Annotated in this window: 18 protein-coding genes and 2 pseudogenes; 9 read left to right on the top strand and 11 right to left on the bottom strand. The window is 71.5% G+C overall.

Features of this window, described 5'->3' with window-relative positions; all coding sequences use genetic code 11:
- Positions 1–478: 478 nt before the first annotated feature.
- Positions 479–1,637: pseudogene (locus AB0G47_RS24465) on the top strand (alpha/beta hydrolase).
- Here AB0G47_RS24465 and AB0G47_RS24460 read toward each other — a convergent pair.
- Positions 1,626–2,813: a helix-turn-helix domain-containing protein gene (locus AB0G47_RS24460; RefSeq protein WP_360773615.1), complete on the bottom strand. Its 1,188-nt coding sequence runs from the start codon at positions 2,811–2,813 to the stop codon at positions 1,626–1,628. The pseudogene AB0G47_RS24465 and the gene AB0G47_RS24460 sit on opposite strands and share 12 nt — an antisense overlap.
- A gap of 180 nt (positions 2,814–2,993) precedes the next feature.
- Here AB0G47_RS24460 and AB0G47_RS24455 point away from each other — a divergent pair, with 180 nt between their 5' ends.
- On the top strand, positions 2,994–3,920 hold the full coding sequence (locus AB0G47_RS24455) for a proline dehydrogenase family protein (RefSeq protein ID WP_360773612.1): 927 nt from the start codon (positions 2,994–2,996) through the stop codon (positions 3,918–3,920).
- 41 nt (positions 3,921–3,961) lie between these two features.
- On the top strand, positions 3,962–5,593 hold the full coding sequence (gene pruA / locus AB0G47_RS24450) for an L-glutamate gamma-semialdehyde dehydrogenase (RefSeq protein WP_360773610.1): 1,632 nt from the start codon (positions 3,962–3,964) through the stop codon (positions 5,591–5,593).
- Positions 5,594–5,697: 104 nt separating this feature from the next.
- Here pruA and bla read toward each other — a convergent pair whose 3' ends face one another.
- From bla to AB0G47_RS24430, 4 genes are all read right to left on the bottom strand, one after another.
- Entirely contained in the window at positions 5,698–6,585 is an 888-nt protein-coding gene (gene bla, locus AB0G47_RS24445; RefSeq protein WP_360773607.1) for a class A beta-lactamase, read from the bottom strand.
- A 190-nt stretch (positions 6,586–6,775) separates the two neighbouring features.
- Positions 6,776–7,072 carry a hypothetical protein gene (locus AB0G47_RS24440; protein WP_360773604.1) on the bottom strand — a complete coding sequence of 99 codons (297 nt, stop codon included), beginning with the start codon at positions 7,070–7,072 and terminating at the stop codon, positions 6,776–6,778.
- Positions 7,057–7,302: a type II toxin-antitoxin system prevent-host-death family antitoxin gene (locus tag AB0G47_RS24435; RefSeq protein WP_360773602.1), complete on the bottom strand. Its 246-nt coding sequence runs from the start codon at positions 7,300–7,302 to the stop codon at positions 7,057–7,059. Before AB0G47_RS24435 ends, AB0G47_RS24440 begins: the two co-directional genes overlap by 16 nt.
- A gap of 84 nt (positions 7,303–7,386) precedes the next feature.
- Positions 7,387–7,758, bottom strand: coding sequence for a MerR family transcriptional regulator (locus AB0G47_RS24430; protein WP_266871025.1), 372 nt, complete (start codon positions 7,756–7,758; stop codon positions 7,387–7,389).
- A gap of 86 nt (positions 7,759–7,844) precedes the next feature.
- Here AB0G47_RS24430 and AB0G47_RS24425 point away from each other — a divergent pair, with 86 nt between their 5' ends.
- Entirely contained in the window at positions 7,845–8,939 is a 1,095-nt protein-coding gene (locus tag AB0G47_RS24425; protein WP_360773599.1) for an alkene reductase, read from the top strand.
- Between the two features lie 7 nt (positions 8,940–8,946).
- Here AB0G47_RS24425 and AB0G47_RS24420 read toward each other — a convergent pair whose 3' ends face one another.
- From AB0G47_RS24420 to AB0G47_RS24400, 5 genes are all read right to left on the bottom strand, one after another.
- Complete coding sequence (locus tag AB0G47_RS24420; RefSeq protein ID WP_360773596.1) at positions 8,947–9,654, bottom strand: nitroreductase family protein; 708 nt, start codon at positions 9,652–9,654, stop codon at positions 8,947–8,949.
- Positions 9,655–9,725: 71 nt separating this feature from the next.
- Entirely contained in the window at positions 9,726–10,982 is a 1,257-nt protein-coding gene (locus tag AB0G47_RS24415; protein ID WP_360773593.1) for a lysophospholipid acyltransferase family protein, read from the bottom strand.
- A gap of 14 nt (positions 10,983–10,996) precedes the next feature.
- The gene (locus AB0G47_RS24410) at positions 10,997–11,860 is read right to left on the bottom strand and encodes a phosphatidate cytidylyltransferase (RefSeq protein ID WP_360773590.1); all 864 of its coding nucleotides are present in this window, start codon (positions 11,858–11,860) and stop codon (positions 10,997–10,999) included.
- The gene (locus AB0G47_RS24405) at positions 11,857–12,135 is read right to left on the bottom strand and encodes a hypothetical protein (protein WP_360773587.1); all 279 of its coding nucleotides are present in this window, start codon (positions 12,133–12,135) and stop codon (positions 11,857–11,859) included. The genes AB0G47_RS24410 and AB0G47_RS24405 overlap by 4 nt, the downstream gene beginning before the upstream one ends.
- Positions 12,132–12,731 (bottom strand): CDP-alcohol phosphatidyltransferase family protein, encoded by a 600-nt coding sequence (locus AB0G47_RS24400; RefSeq protein ID WP_360773585.1) that lies wholly within the window; start codon positions 12,729–12,731, stop codon positions 12,132–12,134. The genes AB0G47_RS24405 and AB0G47_RS24400 overlap by 4 nt, the downstream gene beginning before the upstream one ends.
- Before the next feature lie 76 nt (positions 12,732–12,807).
- On the opposite strand from AB0G47_RS24400, the gene AB0G47_RS24395 reads away from it, so the two are divergent.
- From AB0G47_RS24395 to AB0G47_RS24380, 4 genes are all read left to right on the top strand, one after another.
- Positions 12,808–13,335, top strand: a complete 528-nt coding sequence (locus AB0G47_RS24395) for a GNAT family N-acetyltransferase (RefSeq protein WP_360773583.1) — start codon at positions 12,808–12,810, stop codon at positions 13,333–13,335.
- 225 nt (positions 13,336–13,560) lie between these two features.
- The gene (locus tag AB0G47_RS24390) at positions 13,561–14,364 is read left to right on the top strand and encodes a glucose 1-dehydrogenase (RefSeq protein WP_360773580.1); all 804 of its coding nucleotides are present in this window, start codon (positions 13,561–13,563) and stop codon (positions 14,362–14,364) included.
- A gap of 171 nt (positions 14,365–14,535) precedes the next feature.
- On the top strand, positions 14,536–15,456 hold the full coding sequence (locus tag AB0G47_RS24385) for a PP2C family protein-serine/threonine phosphatase (RefSeq protein WP_360773578.1): 921 nt from the start codon (positions 14,536–14,538) through the stop codon (positions 15,454–15,456).
- A 27-nt stretch (positions 15,457–15,483) separates the two neighbouring features.
- On the top strand, positions 15,484–17,538 hold the full coding sequence (locus AB0G47_RS24380) for a regulator (RefSeq protein WP_360773575.1): 2,055 nt from the start codon (positions 15,484–15,486) through the stop codon (positions 17,536–17,538).
- Positions 17,539–17,566: 28 nt separating this feature from the next.
- Here AB0G47_RS24380 and AB0G47_RS24375 read toward each other — a convergent pair whose 3' ends face one another.
- Positions 17,567–18,571, bottom strand: a complete 1,005-nt coding sequence (locus AB0G47_RS24375; protein ID WP_360773572.1) for an NADP-dependent oxidoreductase — start codon at positions 18,569–18,571, stop codon at positions 17,567–17,569.
- A gap of 101 nt (positions 18,572–18,672) precedes the next feature.
- Between AB0G47_RS24375 and AB0G47_RS24370 the strand changes: the two are divergent.
- A pseudogene (locus tag AB0G47_RS24370) lies at positions 18,673–19,490 on the top strand (LysR family transcriptional regulator).
- The last annotated feature ends 152 nt before the right edge of the window (positions 19,491–19,642 follow it).

Genomic DNA, 19,642 nt, shown 5'->3' with positions numbered 1-19,642 from the left:
GTTCCCCGGGGGGGGCGATCCCCATGAGGATCAGCACGCCGCTCGTCAGTGCCCCGTCCATCCCAGCGCCACGTGGTGCGGGCCAGGCCGGCCGAGCCGATCAGTGCTGCCCAGATCAGGAGGACCAGGACGGTCTGCATTCCGTAGGGAGCGGATGGCCACGCCAGTGTCGGCAGCAGTGCGAAAGGCAGCAGCGGAAGGCTCGCCAACGCGCCGCAGCAGGCGAACAGCATGCCCGAATACGTGGAGCCGCGCAGCAGCGGTCGAATTCCCCTGATCATGATCGCCCCAGTATGGCCGGGCGGCTCACCGGTGGCCTCCCCCGATCGAGGGAGCGATTTCTCCCGCCTTCCCGCGATGTGTATCCGCGACCCCGAAGTCACGATCGTGCCCTGAGCAGTTGACCGGAGGACGTCTGATGAACACGTACGGAATAAGGGCGAGCAGCACTGTGCGAAACGCGCGAATTGCCTCTCTCATGGCCGTCGGCGGCGCCGTGACGGCTTTCCTTCTGGCACTTACACCTGCAACGGCCCCTGCTGGATCTGAGGCATCCGTGGCCAAGGATCCGCTGCGGCAGTACACGCAACAGACCCCGCGGTGGCAGCGCTGCGACGTGAAGCACCCCGCCGCCTATCAGTGCGCGACACTCAAGGTGCCGCTGAACTACGGCAATTCCGGAGGCAAGAAGACGGACATCGCGATATCCCGGATCAAGGCAAGCAGTGCAAAGGAACGTCGCGGCGTTCTGCTGCTCAACCCCGGCGGCCCCGGCGGTCCTGGAGCGCCCGTACAAGACCGGGACCTTCGCGAAGGACGTGCAGTGGGCCCGCACGGTGGCCGACAAGTGCCGGGCCGAGGAAGGTGACAGGCTGCGCCACCTCACCACCCGCAACACCGCTCGCGACATGGACGTCATCCGCGCCGTGCTTGGCGAGAAGAAGATCTCCTACATGGGGTTCTCCTACGGCACCTACCTCGGCGCCGTCTACGCGCAGATGTTCCCCCGGCGAACCGACCGGTTCGTACTGGACAGTGCGGTCGATCCCGCGCGGTACGGGCGGGGCATGTTCCAGGCGATGGGGGAGAGGGCCGAGCCCGCCTTCACGCGGTGGACCCGATGGACTGCCCGGCGGCACACGACGTACGAACTGGGCCGTACCCCGGCCGAGGTCCGCACGACGTTCTGGGACGCCCGTGACGTCCCCCCGGACAATGAAACCGCGAGCGCCTGGGCCGTCCTGTGCGCCGACACCCGCACGTCGTGGCCGCGCGACCCCGAGCGGTACCGCCGCGACGCGATCCGCGACAAGGCCCGCTATCCGCTGTCCGGCGACTTCGAGTCCGGCATCAAGCCGTGTGCCTTCTGGAAGCCGGGCAGCGAGCCCAGGACGACAGTGACCAACAGCGTCCGTGCGCTCATCCTGCAGAACGAGTGGGACCCGTCGACGCCCCTGGCCGGCGGTCAGGCCATGCACCGGGCCCTGCGCGGATCCCGGATGGTCGCCGTCGCCGGCGGAGAGGGGCACATCGTCAACGGCACCAACTCCTGCGCGGACAACAGCGCCACGGTCTACCTGACCACGGGTCGACTCCCGGTCAGGGACCTGACCTGCCGAGCGCGCTCACAGCCGTGACGACTTCAGGACCATGTGAAGCAGCAGCCGGTCCTCGCCGTCGTCCAGGTCGAGGCCCGTGAGCTGCTCCACGCGCGACAGGCGGTAGTAGAGCGTCTGCCGGTGGATCCCCAACTCCGCCGCGGTGCGCCCGGCTTGGCCCGCGCAGTCGAGGAACACCTCGGCGGTGCGGGCCAGTTCGCGGTGTGCGGGGGAGAGCAGATCGCGGGCCACCGGGTCGTGTGCGGCCTCCGCGGGCAGGGCGGTGAGCAGGCGGTAGGGGCCCATGTCCGACCACTGGGCCACCGGGGCGAAGCGCGGTTCGGCGCGGGCCGCGCGGGCCGCCGACGACGCCTCCCACCAGGCGGCGCCGAGCTCGTCGAGGCCGTGCCGGGGGTTCGCGATGCCGGCCGCGGCGGGGCCCGCCGTGCTCGCGGCCCCCGCCGACTCCAGGAGCCGCGTGGCCGCCGACTCCGCCGGAGTCAGCACATCGGCCGAGCGCAGCCGGACCAGGACCGCGAGGCTCTGGCCCGTCGTGCCCCACGGCACCGTGCACAGGGCGGTCGCTCCCTGCACCGTACCGACCGAAGGGGCGTCGTCCGGGTTGGCGGACGGCCAGGGGGCTACGCACACGACCGCATGCAGGCCCTCGCCGCGCGGGCCGAGCGCCGTGCGCAGGTCCGCCACCGCCATGTCGCGCTGCCAGCCCCGCTCGGCGGTCAGGACCGCGCGGAACTCGCGGGTCAGATCGGCGCCGGCCTGCGCCTCGTCGGCCAGCAGCGCGCCGATCCGGGTGGCCACCTCCATGGCCGCGCCCAGCTGGGCGTCCGTGGGCCCCGGCTCGTCGTCGAGCAGCCACACGTACCCCAGGACGAATCCCCGATGGCGTACGGGAAGACAGATCCGGCCGCGGTAGACGCCCGCGTCCGCGGCGGGCGGGATGCGCACCGGGGCCGTCGCGCGGGTGATGCCGAAGCCCTCGAACCAGGCGCGGACCCCGGCCGTGGAGCGGCGCGTGAGGATCGACCGGGTGCGGACCGGGTCGAGGGCCGCCGCGTCGAAATCGCTGTCGCCCCCGCTGTCGTGCGCGCCGAAGGCAATCAGCTCGAAGTCGCGGTTCTCCAGCGTCGCGGGGGCGCCGAGCAGGGCCGAGATCTCGTCGACCAGTTCCTGGTAGTCGCCTTTCACGCTGTCCATTCTGACGCAGTTCGCCCTTGCCTTCAGACAGATGTCTGAGATCCAGGGCACGGATGCGTGACAGGTGTCGATGGCCCAGGATCGGAGGGATCCTTAAGTTTCACGGTGGTTCTCCGTGCCGTACCGGTTCGTTACGCATATCCAGGTACGGCCATCGCTCTATTCCCCGTGGAGGTGCCCGTGCTGGGTCCCGTGATCCTCGCCGCGTCGCGCAGCGACAAGATGCGCCGTTTCGTATCGGCGGCCCCCGGCACCAAGCAGGTCGTCGACCGCTTCATCGCCGGCGAGACGGTGGACCAGGTCGTGCCGATCATCACGGACGCCGTCGACAAGGGCCTCGAGGTCACCCTCGACGTCGTCGGCGAGGACATCACCACGCCCGAGCAGGCCTCCGCCGCCCGCGACGCCTACCTGGAGCTCGTCGAGCGCCTCAAGGACCTCGGCCTCGGCACCAAGGCCGAGATGTCCATCAAGCTGTCGATGTTCGGCCAGGCGCTTGAGGGCGGCCACGAGCTGGCCCTCGCGAATGTCCGTCCCGTCGTCGAGGCCGCCGCCGCGATCGGCACCACGGTCACCCTGGACGCCGAGGACCACACCACCCTCGACTCGATGTTCGCCATCCACGAGGAGCTGCGGAAGGACTTCCCGCAGACCGGCTGCGTCATCCAGTCCTACCTCTTCCGCACCGAGGACGACGCCCGCCGCCTGGCCGAGAACGGCAGCCGCGTACGCATCGTGAAGGGCGCCTACAAGGAGCCCGCCGAGGTCGCGTACCAGGACAAGGCGGAGATCGACAAGGCGTACGTCCGCATCCTGCGCATCCTGATGGAGGGCGAGGGGTACCCGATGATCGGGTCCCACGACCCGCGGTTGATCTCCATCAGCCAGGAGCTCGCGCGCCGCGCAGGGCGCAAACTGGATGAGTACGAGTTCCAGATGCTGTACGGCATCCGCAGCGACGAGCACCTGCGGCTCGCGGCCGAGGGCCACCGGATGCGCGTCTACACCGCCTACGGCACCGACTGGTACGGATATTTCATGCGCCGCCTCGCGGAGAAGCCGGCCAACCTGCTCTTCTTCGCCCGCTCCATCCTCACCAAGGGCTGAGCTCCCTTTCCCCCGACCCCCCTTAAGGAGATACGGAACTCATGGACTCTGTGACCCAGGTCCCCGCGCCGGTCAACGAGCCGGTGCACGGCTACGCCCCCGGTTCTGCGGAGCGTGCCCGCCTCGAGACCAAGCTCAAGGAGCTCTCCGAGAACCCCATCGAGCTGCCGATGACCATCGGCGGCGTCAAGCGCCTCGGTGGCGGTGAGCCCTTCCAGGTCGTGCAGCCGCACAACCACCAGGCCGTCATCGGCAACGGCCGCGGCGCCAACCAGCAGGACGCCCAGGACGCGATCGACGCCGCCCTCGCCGCCGCCCCGGCGTGGCGCGCGATGTCCTTCGACGACCGCGCCGCGATCATCCTGCGCGCCGCCGAGCTGCTCTCCACGACGTGGCGCGAGACGCTCGCCGCGTCCACCATGCTCGGCCAGTCGAAGACCGCCCAGCAGGCCGAGATCGACACTCCCTGCGAGCTGATCGACTTCTGGCGCTTCAACGTCAAGTACGCCCGTGACCTGCTCGCCGAGCAGCCCGTGGCGAACTCGACCGGCGTCTGGAACCGTCTGGACCACCGCCCGCTCGAGGGCTTCGTCTACGCGATCACGCCGTTCAACTTCACCGCGATCGCCGGCAACCTGCCGACCGCCCCGGCCCTCATGGGCAACGTGGTCGTGTGGAAGCCGTCCCCGACGCAGACGCACGCCGCCGTGCTGCTCATGCAGCTCCTGGAGGAGGCGGGCCTGCCCAAGGGCGTCATCAACCTGGTGACCGGCGACGGCATCGCCGTCTCCGAGGTGGCCCTGAACCACCGCGACCTGGCGGGCATCCACTTCACCGGCTCGACGAAGACCTTCCAGCACCTGTGGAAGACGGTCGGCGAGAACATCGCGAACTACCGCACGTACCCGCGGCTGGTCGGCGAGACCGGCGGCAAGGACTTCGTCGTCGCGCACCCCAGCGCCGACCGCGCCATCCTCAAGACGGCCCTGACCCGCGGCTCCTTCGAGTTCCAGGGCCAGAAGTGCAGCGCGTCCTCGCGTGCCTACGTCCCGGCCTCGATCTGGAACTCCGGCTTCAAGGAAGAGTTCGCGGCCGAGGTCGACGGCATCAAGATGGGTGACGTCACGGACCTCTCCAACTTCATCGGAGCGGTCATCGACGAGCGCGCGTTCGCCAAGAACAAGGCGGCCATCGACCGCGCCAAGGCGGACGACACCTGCACGATCGTCGCGGGCGGCACGTACGACGACTCGGTGGGCTACTTCGTCCGTCCGACCGTCGTCGAGTGCTCGGACCCGGCCAATGAGGTCTTCACGACCGAGTACTTCGGCCCGTTCCTGGCGATCCACGTCTACGAGGACGACAAGTACGAGGAGATGCTGACCCAGATGGAGTCGGCTTCGGACTACGCCCTGACGGGTTCGGTCATCTCCAACGACCGCGCGGCAGCGGCGTACACGATGGAGAAGCTCCGCTACGCCGCGGGCAACTTCTACATCAACGACAAGTCGACCGGCGCCGTCGTCGGCCAGCAGCCCTTCGGCGGCGGCCGCGCGTCCGGCACCAACGACAAGGCGGGCGCCCCGCAGAACCTGCAGCGCTGGACGCTGACCCGCGCCATCAAGGAGACGCTGGTCCCGCCGACGGACTACTCGTACCCGCACATGGGCTGACGCCCCCCTCGGGCTTCGCCGCCCGTCCCCTGAACCCCGCCTCCGATCTGGGCCCCACCCCGATCGGAGGCGGTGTTGTTTCCGCTGGCGGTCAGGAGGGGCGGTCAGGAGAGGGCGTCGACGACGATGCGGGTGATGTCCTCGGCGATCCGGTCCTCGCCGGGGGTTTCCGGGTCGAGGCGGGTCGTGTACACGGAGATGACCAGGGGCGCCCGGTCCGGCGGCCAGGTCACGGCGACGTCGTTGACCCCGCCGTAGGCGGGCGTACCGGTCTTGTCGCCGACCCGCCAGCCCTTCGGAAGGCCGGCCCGGATCCGCTTGTCCCCTGTGGTGTTCTCCAGGAGCCAGCGGGTCAGCTGCCCGCGGTCGAGCGGGTCGAGGGCGTCACCGAGGACGAGCTTGTCGAGGTTCGCGGTCATCGACGCGGGGGTCGTGGTGTCGCGCGGGTCGCCGGGGATGTTGGTGTTGAGCTCGGGCTCCCACCGGTCGAGCCGGGTACGGGAGTCGCCGAGCGACCTCGCGAACGCGGTGATGCCGGCCGGGCCGCCCATCCGCCGCATCAGCAGATTGGCGGCGGCGTTGTCGCTGTAGGTGATGGTCGCGTCGCACAACTCCCGTACGGTCATGCCGGTTTCGAGGTGCAGCTCGGTCCTCGGCGATGCCGAGACGAGGTCCTCACGCGTGTACTCGATGAGTACGTCGAGCAGACCGGGCTCCTTGTCCCGCGCCCTGCGCAGGATCTCCGCGGCGGCGAGCACCTTGAACGTCGAGGCGATCGCGAAGCGTTCGTGCTCGCGGTAGCCGATGGACGCGCCGGTGCCGGTGTCCACGGCGTGGACGCCGATGCGGCCGGGGTAGTCCTTCTCGAGCTCGCGCAGTCGCCGCCGCGCGTCGGGGAAGGCGCTCGCGCCCGCGGTGCCGGGCACGGAGAGGAAGACGGGAGTCAGGGCCGCGGCGCCGATGAGCGTCCTGCGGGAGAGGGATAAGTTCATGATCCCGACGGTACCGGCGTGCTGACCCGCCGGGCGAGGAAGCCGTCGATCAGCGCGCCGATCTGCGCGGCGTGCGTCTCCAGGGCGAAGTGTCCTGCGGGCAGCAGATGTCGTGCCGGGGTGCCGTTGCCGGCGGGGCTTCACTCATTTTGCGGGCGCCGTGCCCAGTCTGGGCCGCCCGGGCACGGCATCAGTGGGTCGTCGACCGGACACCGGGCAAGTCGTCGAATGCAGCCTTGCCGTCCGTGGTGAGGAGTTCCCTCGCGGTGGTCGCCGCAGTGGCCGCGATGATCAGGTCGTGTGCCCCTCGGGGTTTGCCCTCCCGCCGTACGTGCGCGAGCAGGCGGGCGTGCACTCGTGCCACATCGGCTGTGTAGTCCTCGATCGGGATCAGGGCGCGTACCCCGTTGAGGAGACCGGCCAGAGCGCCGCCGTCACGTTCGGCGCCCATAAGCAGGCCGGTATCCAGGATCAGGCGTCGGGCCACGTCGCCCCCAACTCGTCGGTGGCGATCTCGCGAGCGGACAGCACGTCTTCCGCGAAGCTGTCGTCGATTGGATGGGCGGCGAGGAAATCCTTGAGCGCCGCGCCGTTACCGGCAGACACCGGAGCGAGTATGGCCAGCCGGCGACCACCTCTGGTGATCACGATGGTCTCGCCGTGCTCCGCGCTGTCGAGTACGGATGCGAAGTTCCGGGAGACCTCTGTCGCAGTCATCGTCCTCATGGAATCAGGGTGCCTGACTTCCCCTGCTCAGGATCGTGAACCGAGTGCCAAGGGCAGCGGAATCCGCGCAGCGCGTCACCCCGCTCGCGGGCTCCCGGCCGCCGCCGTGATCACCTCGTCCAGTACCTCCCGCGCCCGCAGCAGATCCGCCACCTGGCGGTCGATCCTGGCCCGCTCCTCGGTCAGCTCGTCGACCAGCCACGGCGTCGCCGTCTCCGACGGGCCGCCGTCCTTGTCCCGCATGCACGGCAGGAGCTGGACGATCTTCGCGCTGCACAGGCCCGCCGCGAACAGCTCCTGGATGTGCACCACGCGGTCGACCGCCGCTTCCGGGTAGTCGCGGTGGCCGCCCGGGGTGCGGTCCGCGTACAGCAGGCCCTGCTTCTCGTAGTAGCGCAGGGACCGCTCGCTCACGGCGGTACGCTGCGCCAGCTCGCCGATCCTCATGCCTTCTGAACCTCCACGCCCGAAGAACCTCCGCGCTCGAATCTCCGCTTGAATCTCACACCGGTGTCAGCTTTTACCGTTCCGGCATGACGAACACCTCGCTTCTCGCCCCCTATTCCGCAGGCCGCATCGGCCACCTCCCCAACCGCATCGTCATGGCCCCCATGACCCGCGCCAGGGCGGCCGACGACGGTACTCCGCTGCCGGTCGTCGCCGAGCACTACGCCCAGCGCGCGAGCGCGGGCCTCATCGTCACCGAGGGCATCTGGCCCAGCAGCCGTGGGCAGAGCGGCTGGCGCTACCCGGGGCTGCAGACCGCCGCGCACATCGAGGGCTGGCGCCGGGTCACCGACGCCGTGCACGCCGCCGGTGGCCGGATCTACGCCCAGCTGATGCACGGCGGCCGCAACGGCCACCCGCTGGCCCGCATCGACGGCGACCTGCCGCTCGCGCCGTCGGCCGTGACCCCGCCAGGCCATGCGCACGGCCCGGACGGCAGCAAGCCCGACTACGTCGCCCCGCGCGAGATGAGCGTCGACGACATCCGCACGGCGGTCCAGGACTTCGTGGACGCGGCCCGCAACGCCATCGCCGCGGGCTTCGACGGGGTCGAACTGCACGGCGCCAACAGCTACTTGATCCACCAGTTCCTCGCGGACAACACCAACCTCCGCGACGACGCGTACGGCCGTGGCTCGATCGCCGACCGCATCCGCTTCGCCGTCGAGGTCGTGCGCGCCGTCGCGGATGCGGTCGGCGCCGAGCGGCTCGGGCTCCGGCTCTCCCCGGGCAACCCGCAGTTCGGCATGGCGGAGGCCGACCCCGGCCCCGTCTACCGCGCGCTGCTCGACGAGATCGACGGCATCGGCCTCGCCTACCTCCACCTCACCGACAACGACCGCTACCCGGCCCTCGCCGACCTGCGCCCCCACTGGCACGGCACGCTCATCGGCAACGTCGGCGAGAACGGCGACCCGACCACGCGGGAGGCGGGCGAGGCGGTCCTCGCGTCCGGGGTCGTCGACCTCGTCTCGTACGGGCGCGCGTTCATCTCCAACCCCGATCTGCCGGAGCGGTTCGCGGCGGGCGCGGCGCTCCAGGAGATCGACGAGGCGCACCTCTACACCAACGGGGCCGAGGGATACACCGACTACCCGTTCCTGGAGCGCCAGTTGGCGTAGTGCCTTCTCAGACCTCCACGAGGACCTGGTCAAGGGATTTCCGTACGAGATCGGGGACCCTGCAGTCCTCCGCCGGATAGCCCACGGGGATCACCGCGAACGCCTTCTCGTTCTCCGGGCGGCCGAGCACCTGGGAGAGGAACCGCATCGGGCTCGGCGTGTGGATCAACGCGGCCAGGCCCGACAGGTGCAGGGCGGAGAGCAGCATGCCGACCGCGATGCCGACCGACTCGTCGACGTAGTAATGCTTGTGCTTGGTGCCGTCCTCGCCGAGCCAGTAGCGCTGCTGGAAGACGACGATCAGCGCGGGCGCGTCCGTGAGGTGCGGTTTCACCTCGTCCGTGCCGAGCGGGCGGAGAGCCGCAAGCCATTCCTCACCCAGCCGTCCGTCGTACGAGATCTGCTCCTCGTGCTCGGCTGCCTCGCGGATGCGGCGGCGGATGTCCGGGTCCTGGACGAGGGCGAACGTCCACGGCTGCTGGTGCGCGCCGGACGGCGCCGTCGCCGCGCACGCGATGGCGTCCCGCACGACCTGCACGGGCACGGGGTCCGGCGCGAACTGCCGCACCGTGCGCCGCTCCCGCATCCGTGCCCGCAACTCGGCCGCGTGCGCGAGGGATTCGGCCTCCGGCATGCGCTCCGGGCGGTACGGCACGGAGCGGTAGGGCTCGCCGTGGATGGGGGTCCATGCTTGCTGCTGCTCGGTCTCAGACATGGTCCGATTCTGCGGCGTGGGCCGTCGCCCGCGCCATGGTGCAGACCAACTGCGGGAGCAGAGCGGCCTGTTCAGCTCCATCCCGCCACGATGAGGGAGAGCCCGATGGTGAATCCGGCGCCGAGGAGCGCAAGGTACAGCCCGTAGAAGCGTCGAAGCCGGTGCACCAGGAAGCCGAAGGCTCCGAAGGCCAGGCCCACGGTGAGGGTGCGGGAGCCGCGCGAGAGGGCCGAGTGGGTCAGCCAGTCGGATGGGGCGACGTCGGCGCGGCCCGCCTCGCGTGCGTACACCTTGAAGGGGATGCCGTTCCAGGGCTGGTGGCGGACGGCCGCGGCGGACTCGACGGCGAGCTCGGCGCGCACCTCGGCGCGCATCCGGTCCGTCGTGAGCGGCTGCGGCAACTGTGCGCCGGACGCGGCCAGTTGGAGGGCCAGCAGGCCGCCCGCCAGACTGCCGGCGAGGGCCGTGAGCGACAGCTTCAGGGCGCGGCGCGGCATGGCCACGCAGGCGATCGCGAGGAACAGCTCCGGCATCAGCGGCCAGCTCAGCGCCTCCGCGAAGGCCCAGGCGAAGGCGAGCGGCAGCCCCCAGCGGGAGGCCACGACCGCCGCGGTCCGCTTGCGCGCGGCGGAGTCCCTGAGCGGTTCTCCGGTCGTACGGCGATGCAGTGCCGCCACCGCGTCGCGGGCCTCCTCGGGGGTGGCCGACGCGGGCAGCGGATCACCGACGGCGACCCGTACGAGGGCCGGGCGTAGCCTGCCGTGCTTGGGCAGCAGACGGTCCGTGCCCGCGATGGCGACCGGCACGACCGGCACGCGCGCGTGCTCAGCGAGGACCACGGCGCCTCGGTGGAAGGCGCCGAGCTCGCCCGCCCGCGCGCGGGTTCCCTCCGGGAAGAGGACGACGGCCCGGCCCGCGCGCAGGTCGTCCGCCTTGGCGATGAGGTCGTCCATGCCGCCTCCCGTGCGGCGTACGGGGAAGCCCGCGGCCAGCCGGCTGCAGATGCGCCTGCGCCAGGGGGAGGCGAACCAGTAGTCGGCGGCCGCGCCGATCGCCGGGGCGTGGCGGGCGTCAAGCGCCGCGAGCAGGGCGGCGGTGTCCGCGTGGGAGGAGTGGTTCGCCACGACGACGCAGCCGCCGGGCGGCAGTTGCCCCTTCCGCTCGACACCTCCGGTGAGGGTGAGCAGGGTCCACCAGAGCGCCCGGCGCAGGCCGGCCGCGGGTCTGCGGGCGGCGGGCACGTGGCTCGGCCGATCACCGGCTCCGCCGCGTCCGTCCTCAACCGCCGGACGGGCTGAAAGCGCCCACTTGCGGCTCACGGTCCTCACGGTCCTCACGGTCCTCATAGCGTCACCACCATCGTCAGCAACAGAGCCACCAGCAGCGAATCGATCCGGTCGAGCAGCCCGCCGAACCCCGGCAGCCAGCTCCCCGCGTCCTTCACGCCCGCCTCGCGCTTGACCATCGACTCCAGGAGATCCCCGAGTACGCAGCCGACGAGCACGGCGGCCCACAGCACCGCGGAGAACGCGCCGACCGCGGCCAGCGCGGCGGCCGTCGCCGCGGCGGCGCCGGCGACGCCCGCCCAGGTCTTGTTGGGGGAGAGGGGAGAGAGCGGGCGGGCCAGGACCCCTCGGCGGCCGAGCGCCGTGCCGCCGCACCAGGCGCCCACATCGCCGAACGCCACAGCCACCCCCACGGCCACGGCCGTATCGCCGAGCAGCACGAGCCCGCTGAGCGAGACGGGGATCCAGAGCATCCCGAAGACGGTCCGGCACGCGCGCGTGAAGCCCTGCGAGGCGTCTCCGGAGAAGAGGGCCACCCCCGCGGCGGCGATGAGCAGTACCCCTGCCGTCCGCAGGTCAAGGGCGCCGGGCGCGGCCCAGGCGACTCCCGGCACCGCCACGGCGGCCGCCCCGAGCACCAGCCGCTCACCCCGAGGCAGCCCCGCCATCCGCGCGTACTCCCCGACGGCGATGACCCCGAGCGCGGCAGCGAGCGCGAACGCACCCGCCCGCCCCACGAAGAACGCCCCGAGAAACAGCGGCGCGGCCACGGCCCACGTCCGCCACCGCTTGCGCAACTCACCCCGCGTCCGCACCCGCGAGGGCAAGGCCGCAACAGCGACCCCACCCGCACCAAGCACCCCGGCGACAACGGGCACGGCCCGCCCGGCAGCTTCGCCGGCGATGAACGCGACGCTCATCGCGCGTCCCCGATCTCAGGCGAGGCACCCAACTGCTGTGACAGCGGGGCCAATGCTCGCGACGGCAGCTTCGCGCGTGCGTCGCCGCGCGCTGCGGCGGCGACGGGCAGGGTGCGTCGGACGGTCTCGCGTGCGGTGAAGTAGATCTGGGTCGTGCCGGTCGTCGGCTTCCGCGTCTGCGGGGCCGGCGCCCGCGAGGGCAGCGGCGCGACGGCGAATCCGTCCGCACCGCGCGAACTCCCGGCGGCTTCGCCTGCGGTGAACGCGGCGCTCATCGTGCATCCCCCATCCCCGGCACAGTCCCCAACTCCCGCCACAGCCGTGCCAGTCGAAGCCCCGCCGTGAGCGCCGAGCCCGCCGCTATCACCGCGAGCACCGGTACGACCCAGCCCGACGCCGCCGCCACCACGACCAGTGCGCAGCGTTCCGTCTTGCCCACCGGGCCGCCGTTGAGGCGGCCCGCGCCTGCCGCCGCGCCCGCCAGGGACACCCAGGACGGCAGCGTCGCCGCCAGGCCCGCCGTCGCCACCAGCCACAGCGGGGCAAGCGGCAGGAAGCCTGCCAGGACGATCAAGTCGGCCGCGCGGTCGCCCAGTTCGTTCAGGAGTGCGCCCCTGCGCGTCGTGCGGCCCGTGTCGCGGGCCAGTGCGCCGTCCAGGTTCGCGAACGCCAGGCGCGCCGCGAGCAGTGCCGCGACCAGCGGCGCCGAGATGCCGAAGGGCAGCCAGGCGAGCGCGGCCGCGGCGCCCGCCGCGCACACCACGCCCGCCGCAGTGAGCGTGTCGGGCGACACCTCGCGGCGGACGAGCGCGGCACGCACGCCGGAGAGCCGGTCCGCGTACCAGGGCTTGAGAGCGTAAAGGCCGTTCATGGGACCGACTCTGCCGCCGGGCGGGCGCCGGGAAATCGGTGTGCGTACTCATATCCGGGCTGAGTACGGTGGTGAGGTGACCACCCTGCGTACAGCCCACACCAGCGATCTGACGGCGGTCGAACTGCGCGCCGCCCGTGCCCTGCTCGACGAGGCCTTCGACGGCGACTTCAGTGATCAGGACTGGGATCACGGCCTCGGCGGCGTCCACGCCCTCATGTATGACGAGGCCGGCGCACTGCTCGCCCACGGCTCCGTGGTGCAGCGCCGGGTCCTGCACAACGGCCGTTCCCTGCGGGTCGGTTATGTGGAGGCGGTCGCCGTCCGGCCCGCCATGCAGCGGCAGGGGCTCGGCGGACAGGTCATGGGCGCCCTGGAGCGGGTCATCGACGGGGCGCATGCGCTCGGCGCGCTCTCCGCGTCGGACGAGGGCGAGCGGCTCTACCTGGCCCGCGGCTGGGTGGAGTGGAAGGGCGGGGTCGGGGCCATCGGCCCGGATGGTGTCGTTCAACTGCCGGACGAGGACCCGCCGTTGCTCTGGGGCGCCGACCTGGACCCCTCGTACGAGCTGCTCTTCGACTGGCGCGACGGCGACATTCTCTGACGCCGCGGCCTCCGCCGGGTGAGTGACGGGGACTTCTGCCGCCGGAATGGGCCAATCGGCAAAGGGGCTCATCCTACCAACTTCCCGATTCCTTCCGGGAGTTGTCGCGGTGGGCGGCTCCGGTGGGCGGTGCGGCCTTCTAGGGTGTGCCGCGCGTCAGGCAACCGCCCCAGGGCGGACGTGCGTGGCGCCGTCGCAGCAGCCGCCCCGCAGGAGGAGATTCCCGTGAACGTGTACGACTTGGAGGGGCGCAAGGCCCTGGTGAGCGGGGGCGCGCAGGGGCTCGGCGCGGGGATGGCCGAGGCGCTCGCCCGCGCCGGTGCGGCCGTCGTCGTCGCCGACATTCAGGAGGACGCGGGCCGGGCCACCGCCGAGAACTTGCAGAAGGCGGGCGGCAACGCGGCGTTCGTACCCCTCGACGTGACCGACGACGCGAGCTGGGAGTCGGCCGTCGCCCACGCCGTGGATGAGCTCGGCGGCCTGGACATCGTCGTCAACAACGCCGGCATCGAGATCTCCGGCCTGGTCGTCGACCTCGACCCGCAGGACGTCCGCAGGATGCTCGACGTGAACGTCCTCGGCGTCGCGCTCGGCACCAAGCACGCCTTCCGCGCGATGCGGCCCGACGGCCCGGCCGGCGGGGGCGGCGCGGTCGTCAACGTCTCGTCGGTGGCCGCCACGATCCCCTTCCCCGGCATCGCCGGATACTCCGCGACGAAGTCCGCGGTCGACCGGCTGACCCGGGTGGCCGCCCTGGAGTCCGGCAAGCTCGGCTACGGCGTACGGGTCAACTGCGTCTACCCCGGCCTCGTACCGACGGAGATGGGGATGCAGCTCGCCCAGGACATGGAGACCATGGGGCTCTGGCCGAGCGCCGAGGCCGCCGTCGGCCACGTCGTCGGACTGACCCCGCTCGGGCGGCTCGGCGAGGTCGCCGACATCGCCGACGCCGTGGTCTTCCTCGCCTCCGACGCCGCCCGTTTCATCACCGGCGCGGGACTTCCGGTCGATGGCGGCCTGGGCATGTGAGGAATTCGGGACGGTGGATGACGGTGGTGCAGGTAGTCGTTCGGAGTTATTCGAATATGCCAAAGGCGCCTGTCCCGCGCCGTGCCGTGCCCTAAAATCCCGGAGACGCCTCCGGTGAACAGAGCTGGCACAGCGATGAAGATTCCTCGGGAACATGTTCGGTGCCTATGGGTGTGCGCGGGCGCCGCGGTCACCTTCGCCGGTATCGCGTGGCGGCTCGCCGACGGCCCTTTAGGCACCCTCTGTCTCGCACCGTTGACTCTCCTTGCCGCTGTGGCGGCCGTGGTCCTGTGCCGCCAGGCGCGTGCCATCACCGCGCTGCGGGTGGTGGCGCGCACCCTCCAGGAAGGGATGCTCCGGCCGCTCCCGAGCCGCGTCGGCGGACTGCGCACCGAGGTCCGCTATGTGGCCGCGCAGCCAGGGGCCCAGGTCGGCGGGGACATCTACGACGTCGTCAGCACCCCCTTCGGCGTACGGCTGATCATGGGCGACGTCATGGGCAAGGGCATGCAGGCGGTCGGTACCGCCATGGACGCCCTCGGCGCCTTCCGTGAACTCGCCCGGTGCGAGGCCAAGTTGCCCATGGTCGCCCAGCGCATGGACGCGGCCCTCGCGCACCGGGAGAGCAGCGAGGACTTCGTCACCGCCCTGCTGCTCGGCACGTCCGACGGCGACGGCAGCGTGGACCTTGTCTGCTGCGGCCATCCGCCGCCCCTGCTGATCCGCGCGCGCCGCGCCACCTTCGTGGACGCCCTGCCGCCTTCGCCGCCGCTCGGCCTCTTCGGGCTGCAGGACGAGTGGTGCCGGTCCAGTTCGGTGCCGCTCGTCTCGGGCGACCGGCTGCTGCTCTACACCGACGGCGTCACCGAGGCGCGGGACGACGCGGGCGATTTCTATCCGCTCGAAGAACGGGCCGTGGCTCTTTACGACGAGGATCCCGGCGTATTCCTCGACGCGCTCTCCGCCGATCTGACCCAGCACACGAAGGGCCGGCAGATAGACGACGCCGCTCTCCTCCTGGTCGATTTCGGAGATATTCGATCCCATTCCGAGCAACCGCATTCAGAAACTCCGCGGTCGCTCCGGATCTGACCAAGAAAAGCAAGAGAAGAGGCGACCGTGGCCGGCAATCTGCCTACGGAGCACACCCCCTTCGTCGGCCGCCGCCGCGAACTCACCCTGCTCCGCCAGCTCTGCACCCACTCCCGCACGGTGACCGTGACCGGCCTGGGCGGCATCGGCAAGACCCGCACCGCACTGCGCGCCGCCGCCGACGTGGCGGACGGGTTCGCCGACGGCGTCTGGTTCGTCGAGCTCTCCGGCCTCCAGGACGGCGCCCTCCTGGTGCACGCGGTCGCCACGGCGTTGCGCGTCACCGACCACACGGCCAAGCCGCAGCGCGACGTCCTCGCCGGACACCTCGCCGACAGGCGTCTGCTGCTCGTCCTCGACACCTGCGAACACCTCGTCGACGCCTGCGCGGAACTCGCCGCGCAGCTGCTGCAGGCGGCCCCCGGACTGCACATCCTCGCCACCAGCAGGCAGCCCATCGGCATCCTGGGCGAGCAGGTCTTCGCCCTGGAGCCGATGTCCGTCGCGGCCGACGCGGCGCGACTCTTCGAGCAGCGCGCCCGCGCCGTACGCCCCGACTTCGCGCTCACCGCCCGCAACAGGCCCACGGCGGAGCAGATCTGCGCCCGCCTCGACGGCATCCCCCTGGCCATCGAACTCGCCGCCGGGCGCCTGGGCGACGAACGGCTCGGCGATCTCCTCGGCCGCCTCGACGACCGCTTCCAGCTGTGCGCCGACACGCCGGGCCGCACCACCCGGCACAGCACACTGCGTACGACGATCGGCTGGAGCCACGAACTCTGCCCGCCCGCGGAGAGGTTGCTGTGGGCCCGCCTCTCCGTCTTCGCGGGCAGCTTCACCCAGGAGGCGGCCGAGGCGGTCTGCGCCGACGACGCCCTTGAGCGGGCCGGGATCGGCAGGCTGCTCGCCGGTCTGGTCGACAAGTCCCTGCTGGTGCGGGAACAGGAGCCCCAGGGCGAGCGCTTCCGGCAGCTCGACACCGTGCGCGCGTACGGCGCCGAGTGGCTGCGGCGGCTCGGCGATGAGCTGCCGGGGCGCGGCCGTCACCTCGCCTGGTGCCAGGAGTTCGCCGAGCGGGGCGAGGCCGACTGGTTCGGGCCCGGCCAGGCCGCCGTCTTCCACGCGACGCGGAGCGAGCACACCCAGCTCTTCGCCGCCCTCGACTTCGCCCTGTCGACGCCGGGCCACGGGCAGGCGGGCGCGCGGCTCGCCGGGACGCTCTGGTTCTACTGGGTCGGCTGCGGGCTCCTCGGCGACGGCCGCTACTGGCTCGACCGCGCGCTCGCCGCGGCCCCCGACCTCAGCCGCGCACGGCTCAAGGCGCTCTGGGTGGGCGGCTATGTGGCCATCCTCCAGGGCGACACGCGGGCCGCGGCCGCCATGCTCGACGACTGCAGGGCCGGCGCGCTGCGCAGCGACGACGACACGGCGTACGCGTACTCCACGCACCGCCTCGGCTGCGCAGCGCTGATCCGGGACGAACACGCCGTGGCGGAGCGGTACTTCAAGGCGTCGGTGACCGGCTACGCGGAACTCGGCGAGCTCAACAGCAACGTGATGATGGCGCGCATCGAACTGGCCATGGCGCTCGCTTTCCAGGGAGATCTGGAAGCGGCCGTCGCGCTCTGCACGGAGGCCCGCGCCACCTGCGAGGCACACGGCGAGCGCTGGGCCAAGGCGTACGCCCTCTATGTGCTGGCCTTCGCCGCCTGGGCCGGCGGCCGCACGGACGAGGCGGCGCGCCTCGCCAAGGAGTGCCTGCTGATCAACTACGAGTTCCGCGACCTCGTCGGAATCGTCCTGCCCATCGAGGTCATCGCGCTGCTCCGGGCCTCCGCGGGCCACTGCGAGCAGGCCGCCGTCCTCCAGGGCGGGGCGCGGCGGATCTGGCAGCGCGTCGGCCTGCCGCTCTTCGGCTCCGCATACTTCAACGCACCGCACGACACCGCCGTCGCGCTGGCCCGCGAAGGGCTCGGAGGCCAGGGCTACGAAGCGGCGTTCGAGCGCGGCACCGGCCTTGGCCTCGACGAGGTGGTCGCCGCGGTCCTGGACGGCACGCACGAGCCGCTGCGGATCCGCTGACCGGCCACACGGCGGGGCGCTTGGCCCGTCACACCTCCGCGCCGCTCGCCCGGACGATGATCTTGCCGAGGTTCTCGCCCCGCAGCATCCCCAGGAACGCGTCCACGATCCCGTCGAAGCCCTCCACCACGGTCTCGTCGAGCCCGATGCGCCCGCTCTGCAGATGCGGCACTACGAACGCGTTCAACTCCTCCTGCACATCACGGTGGTTGGCGACCAGGAAGCCCTCCATGCGCAGGCTCTTCTCGACGATGTCGGGGAGATTGCGCAGCGCGTACGGCGCGCCGGTGGCGTTGTACTGCGCGATCGTGCCGATGCGTACGATCCGCCCGTACTCGCGCAGCGAGGAGATCGCGGCCTCCAGGTGCTCGCCGCCCACGTTGTCCATGTAGAGGTCGATGCCGTCGGGCGCCGCCTTCGCGAGCAGCTCGGCCGTCGGGCCCGAGTGGTAGTCGAAGACCTCGTCGTAGCCGACGTGTTCGGTGAGGTACGCCGCCTTCGCCGCCGTCCCCGCGCTGCCGACGAGCCGCCCCGCGCCCATCAGCCGGGCGAGCCGCCCGGTGGCCGTGCCCACGCCGCCGGCCGCCGCCGAGACGAACAGGTCCTGCCCTTCCCGGAGTTGGGCGATGCGGGTGAGCCCGACGTACGCGGTCAGGCCCGTGCCGCCCAGGATGCTCAGGTGTGCGGAGAGGGGTACGCCGTCGAAGCGGGGGACGCGGCGGGCCTCGTCGGGGGTGACGACGGTGTGGGTGCGCCAGCCCTGCCGGTGGAAGACGATCTCGCCCTCGGGGAGCGCGGGGTCGCGGGACTCCACGACGCGGCCCAGGGTGCGGCCCTCCAGCGGGGCGTTCAGCGCGAAGTCGCCGTCCATCATTTCGCGGTGGTAGGGGTCGACGGACCAGTAGAGGTTCTCCACCAGGGCCGTGCCGGGGCCCGGCACCGGCGGCGCGGACTCGACGAAGGCGAAGTGGCCGGGGGTGGGGAAGCCGTGGGGGCGGGCGGTCTGCTGCACGGTGAGCGCGGTGTCGGTCATGTCCGTGACCGTACGGAGGAATGACCTGGCCGGGCAGAGGGTTGCGCTCATGGAACGGCCCGAACCATGAGGGGCCCTCATAGAAGCAGGTGGGAGCCCTGATGGACGCCGCTGAAACCGCCGGAAAGACCGCTTCGGCCGACCTCGCCCCGCACGAGCTGCGCATCCTCGTGGCCGTCGACGAAGAGCGCGGCTTCTCCGCGGCGGCCCAGGCGCTCGGCCTGACCCAGTCCGCGGTCTCGCACTCCGTCCGCGGCACCGAACGCAAGGTCGGAGCGGTGCTCTTCGAGCGGGGCCGCAAGGGCGCGACGCCGACCGGGGCACGGTCGAAGGCCCCCTGCGCATCGCCGCCTTCCGCAGCGTCGCCCTGCATCTGCTCCCGGCAGCCCTGGAACGCCTCACCGCCCGCCACCCCGGCATCGAACCGGAGGTCCGCGTCGTCCGCGAGCTGGGCGCGGGCACCGCGGGCGAGGTCGCCGGTGGCCGCACCGACGTGGGCATCGCGACGATCGGCGGCAGCTCGCCCGTGCCCGCGGGGCTCATCGGCGACGTACTCCTCGAAGAGCCCTACGCGCTGGTGCACCCGGCGGGACACCCCGACCCGCGCTCGCTGCCGCTGGTGGACTGGCACGAGAACTGCGGCTCCTACACCCGGGAGTGGTGGCGCAGACAGGACTGGATCCCCAAGGCGACCGTCCTGACCGAGGACGACGGAGCAGTGCTCTCGATGGTGAGCAACGGTCACGGCATGGCGATCATGCCCGCGCTCTCCCTGACCGGAGCACCGGACACCGTCGAGATCACTGATCTCGGAACGGAGCGCCCGACCCGCTCCGTGGGCTATGTCACCACCCCTGAGCTGGCCTCTTCCACCGCCGTACGCGCCCTGATCCGCGAGCTCAGAGCGGTGCGCGCGTAAGGCCCGTCTCAGATAGTAGGAAGTCCGAGTAATTGTGGAGACAGATGCTCCGTCCTCACTTAGCTTTGTAGAAGCCGAACGTCTCGCTCGATCAAGCGAATGGCGGTCGTGAGCCGGAGCCCCACGCAGGCAACCCCTGCCGCTCCACCGCT

The sequence above is a fragment of the Streptomyces sp. NPDC021622 genome, assembly GCF_040640795.1.
Classification (GTDB): Bacteria; Actinomycetota; Actinomycetes; order Streptomycetales; family Streptomycetaceae; genus Streptomyces.
This window is presented reverse-complemented; position numbering and strand designations above follow the sequence as displayed.

Bases quoted from the DNA above. Each gene is read 5' to 3' on its own strand.
- AB0G47_RS24400 (WP_360773585.1), bottom strand. From the start codon at position 12,731: ATGAACGGCCTTTACGCTCTCAAGCCCTGGTACGCGGACCGGCTCTCC.
- AB0G47_RS24425 (WP_360773599.1), top strand. From the start codon at position 7,845: ATGACGAACACCTCGCTTCTCGCCCCCTATTCCGCAGGCCGCATCGGC.
- AB0G47_RS24405 (WP_360773587.1), bottom strand. From the start codon at position 12,135: ATGAGCGCCGCGTTCACCGCAGGCGAAGCCGCCGGGAGTTCGCGCGGT.
- AB0G47_RS24410 (WP_360773590.1), bottom strand. From the start codon at position 11,860: ATGAGCGTCGCGTTCATCGCCGGCGAAGCTGCCGGGCGGGCCGTGCCC.
- AB0G47_RS24460 (WP_360773615.1), bottom strand. From the start codon at position 2,813: ATGGACAGCGTGAAAGGCGACTACCAGGAACTGGTCGACGAGATCTCG.
- bla (WP_360773607.1), bottom strand. From the start codon at position 6,585: ATGAACTTATCCCTCTCCCGCAGGACGCTCATCGGCGCCGCGGCCCTG.
- AB0G47_RS24420 (WP_360773596.1), bottom strand. From the start codon at position 9,654: ATGTCTGAGACCGAGCAGCAGCAAGCATGGACCCCCATCCACGGCGAG.
- AB0G47_RS24375 (WP_360773572.1), bottom strand. From the start codon at position 18,571: ATGACCGACACCGCGCTCACCGTGCAGCAGACCGCCCGCCCCCACGGC.
- AB0G47_RS24435 (WP_360773602.1), bottom strand. From the start codon at position 7,302: ATGACTGCGACAGAGGTCTCCCGGAACTTCGCATCCGTACTCGACAGC.
- AB0G47_RS24430 (WP_266871025.1), bottom strand. From the start codon at position 7,758: ATGAGGATCGGCGAGCTGGCGCAGCGTACCGCCGTGAGCGAGCGGTCC.
- pruA (WP_360773610.1), top strand. From the start codon at position 3,962: ATGGACTCTGTGACCCAGGTCCCCGCGCCGGTCAACGAGCCGGTGCAC.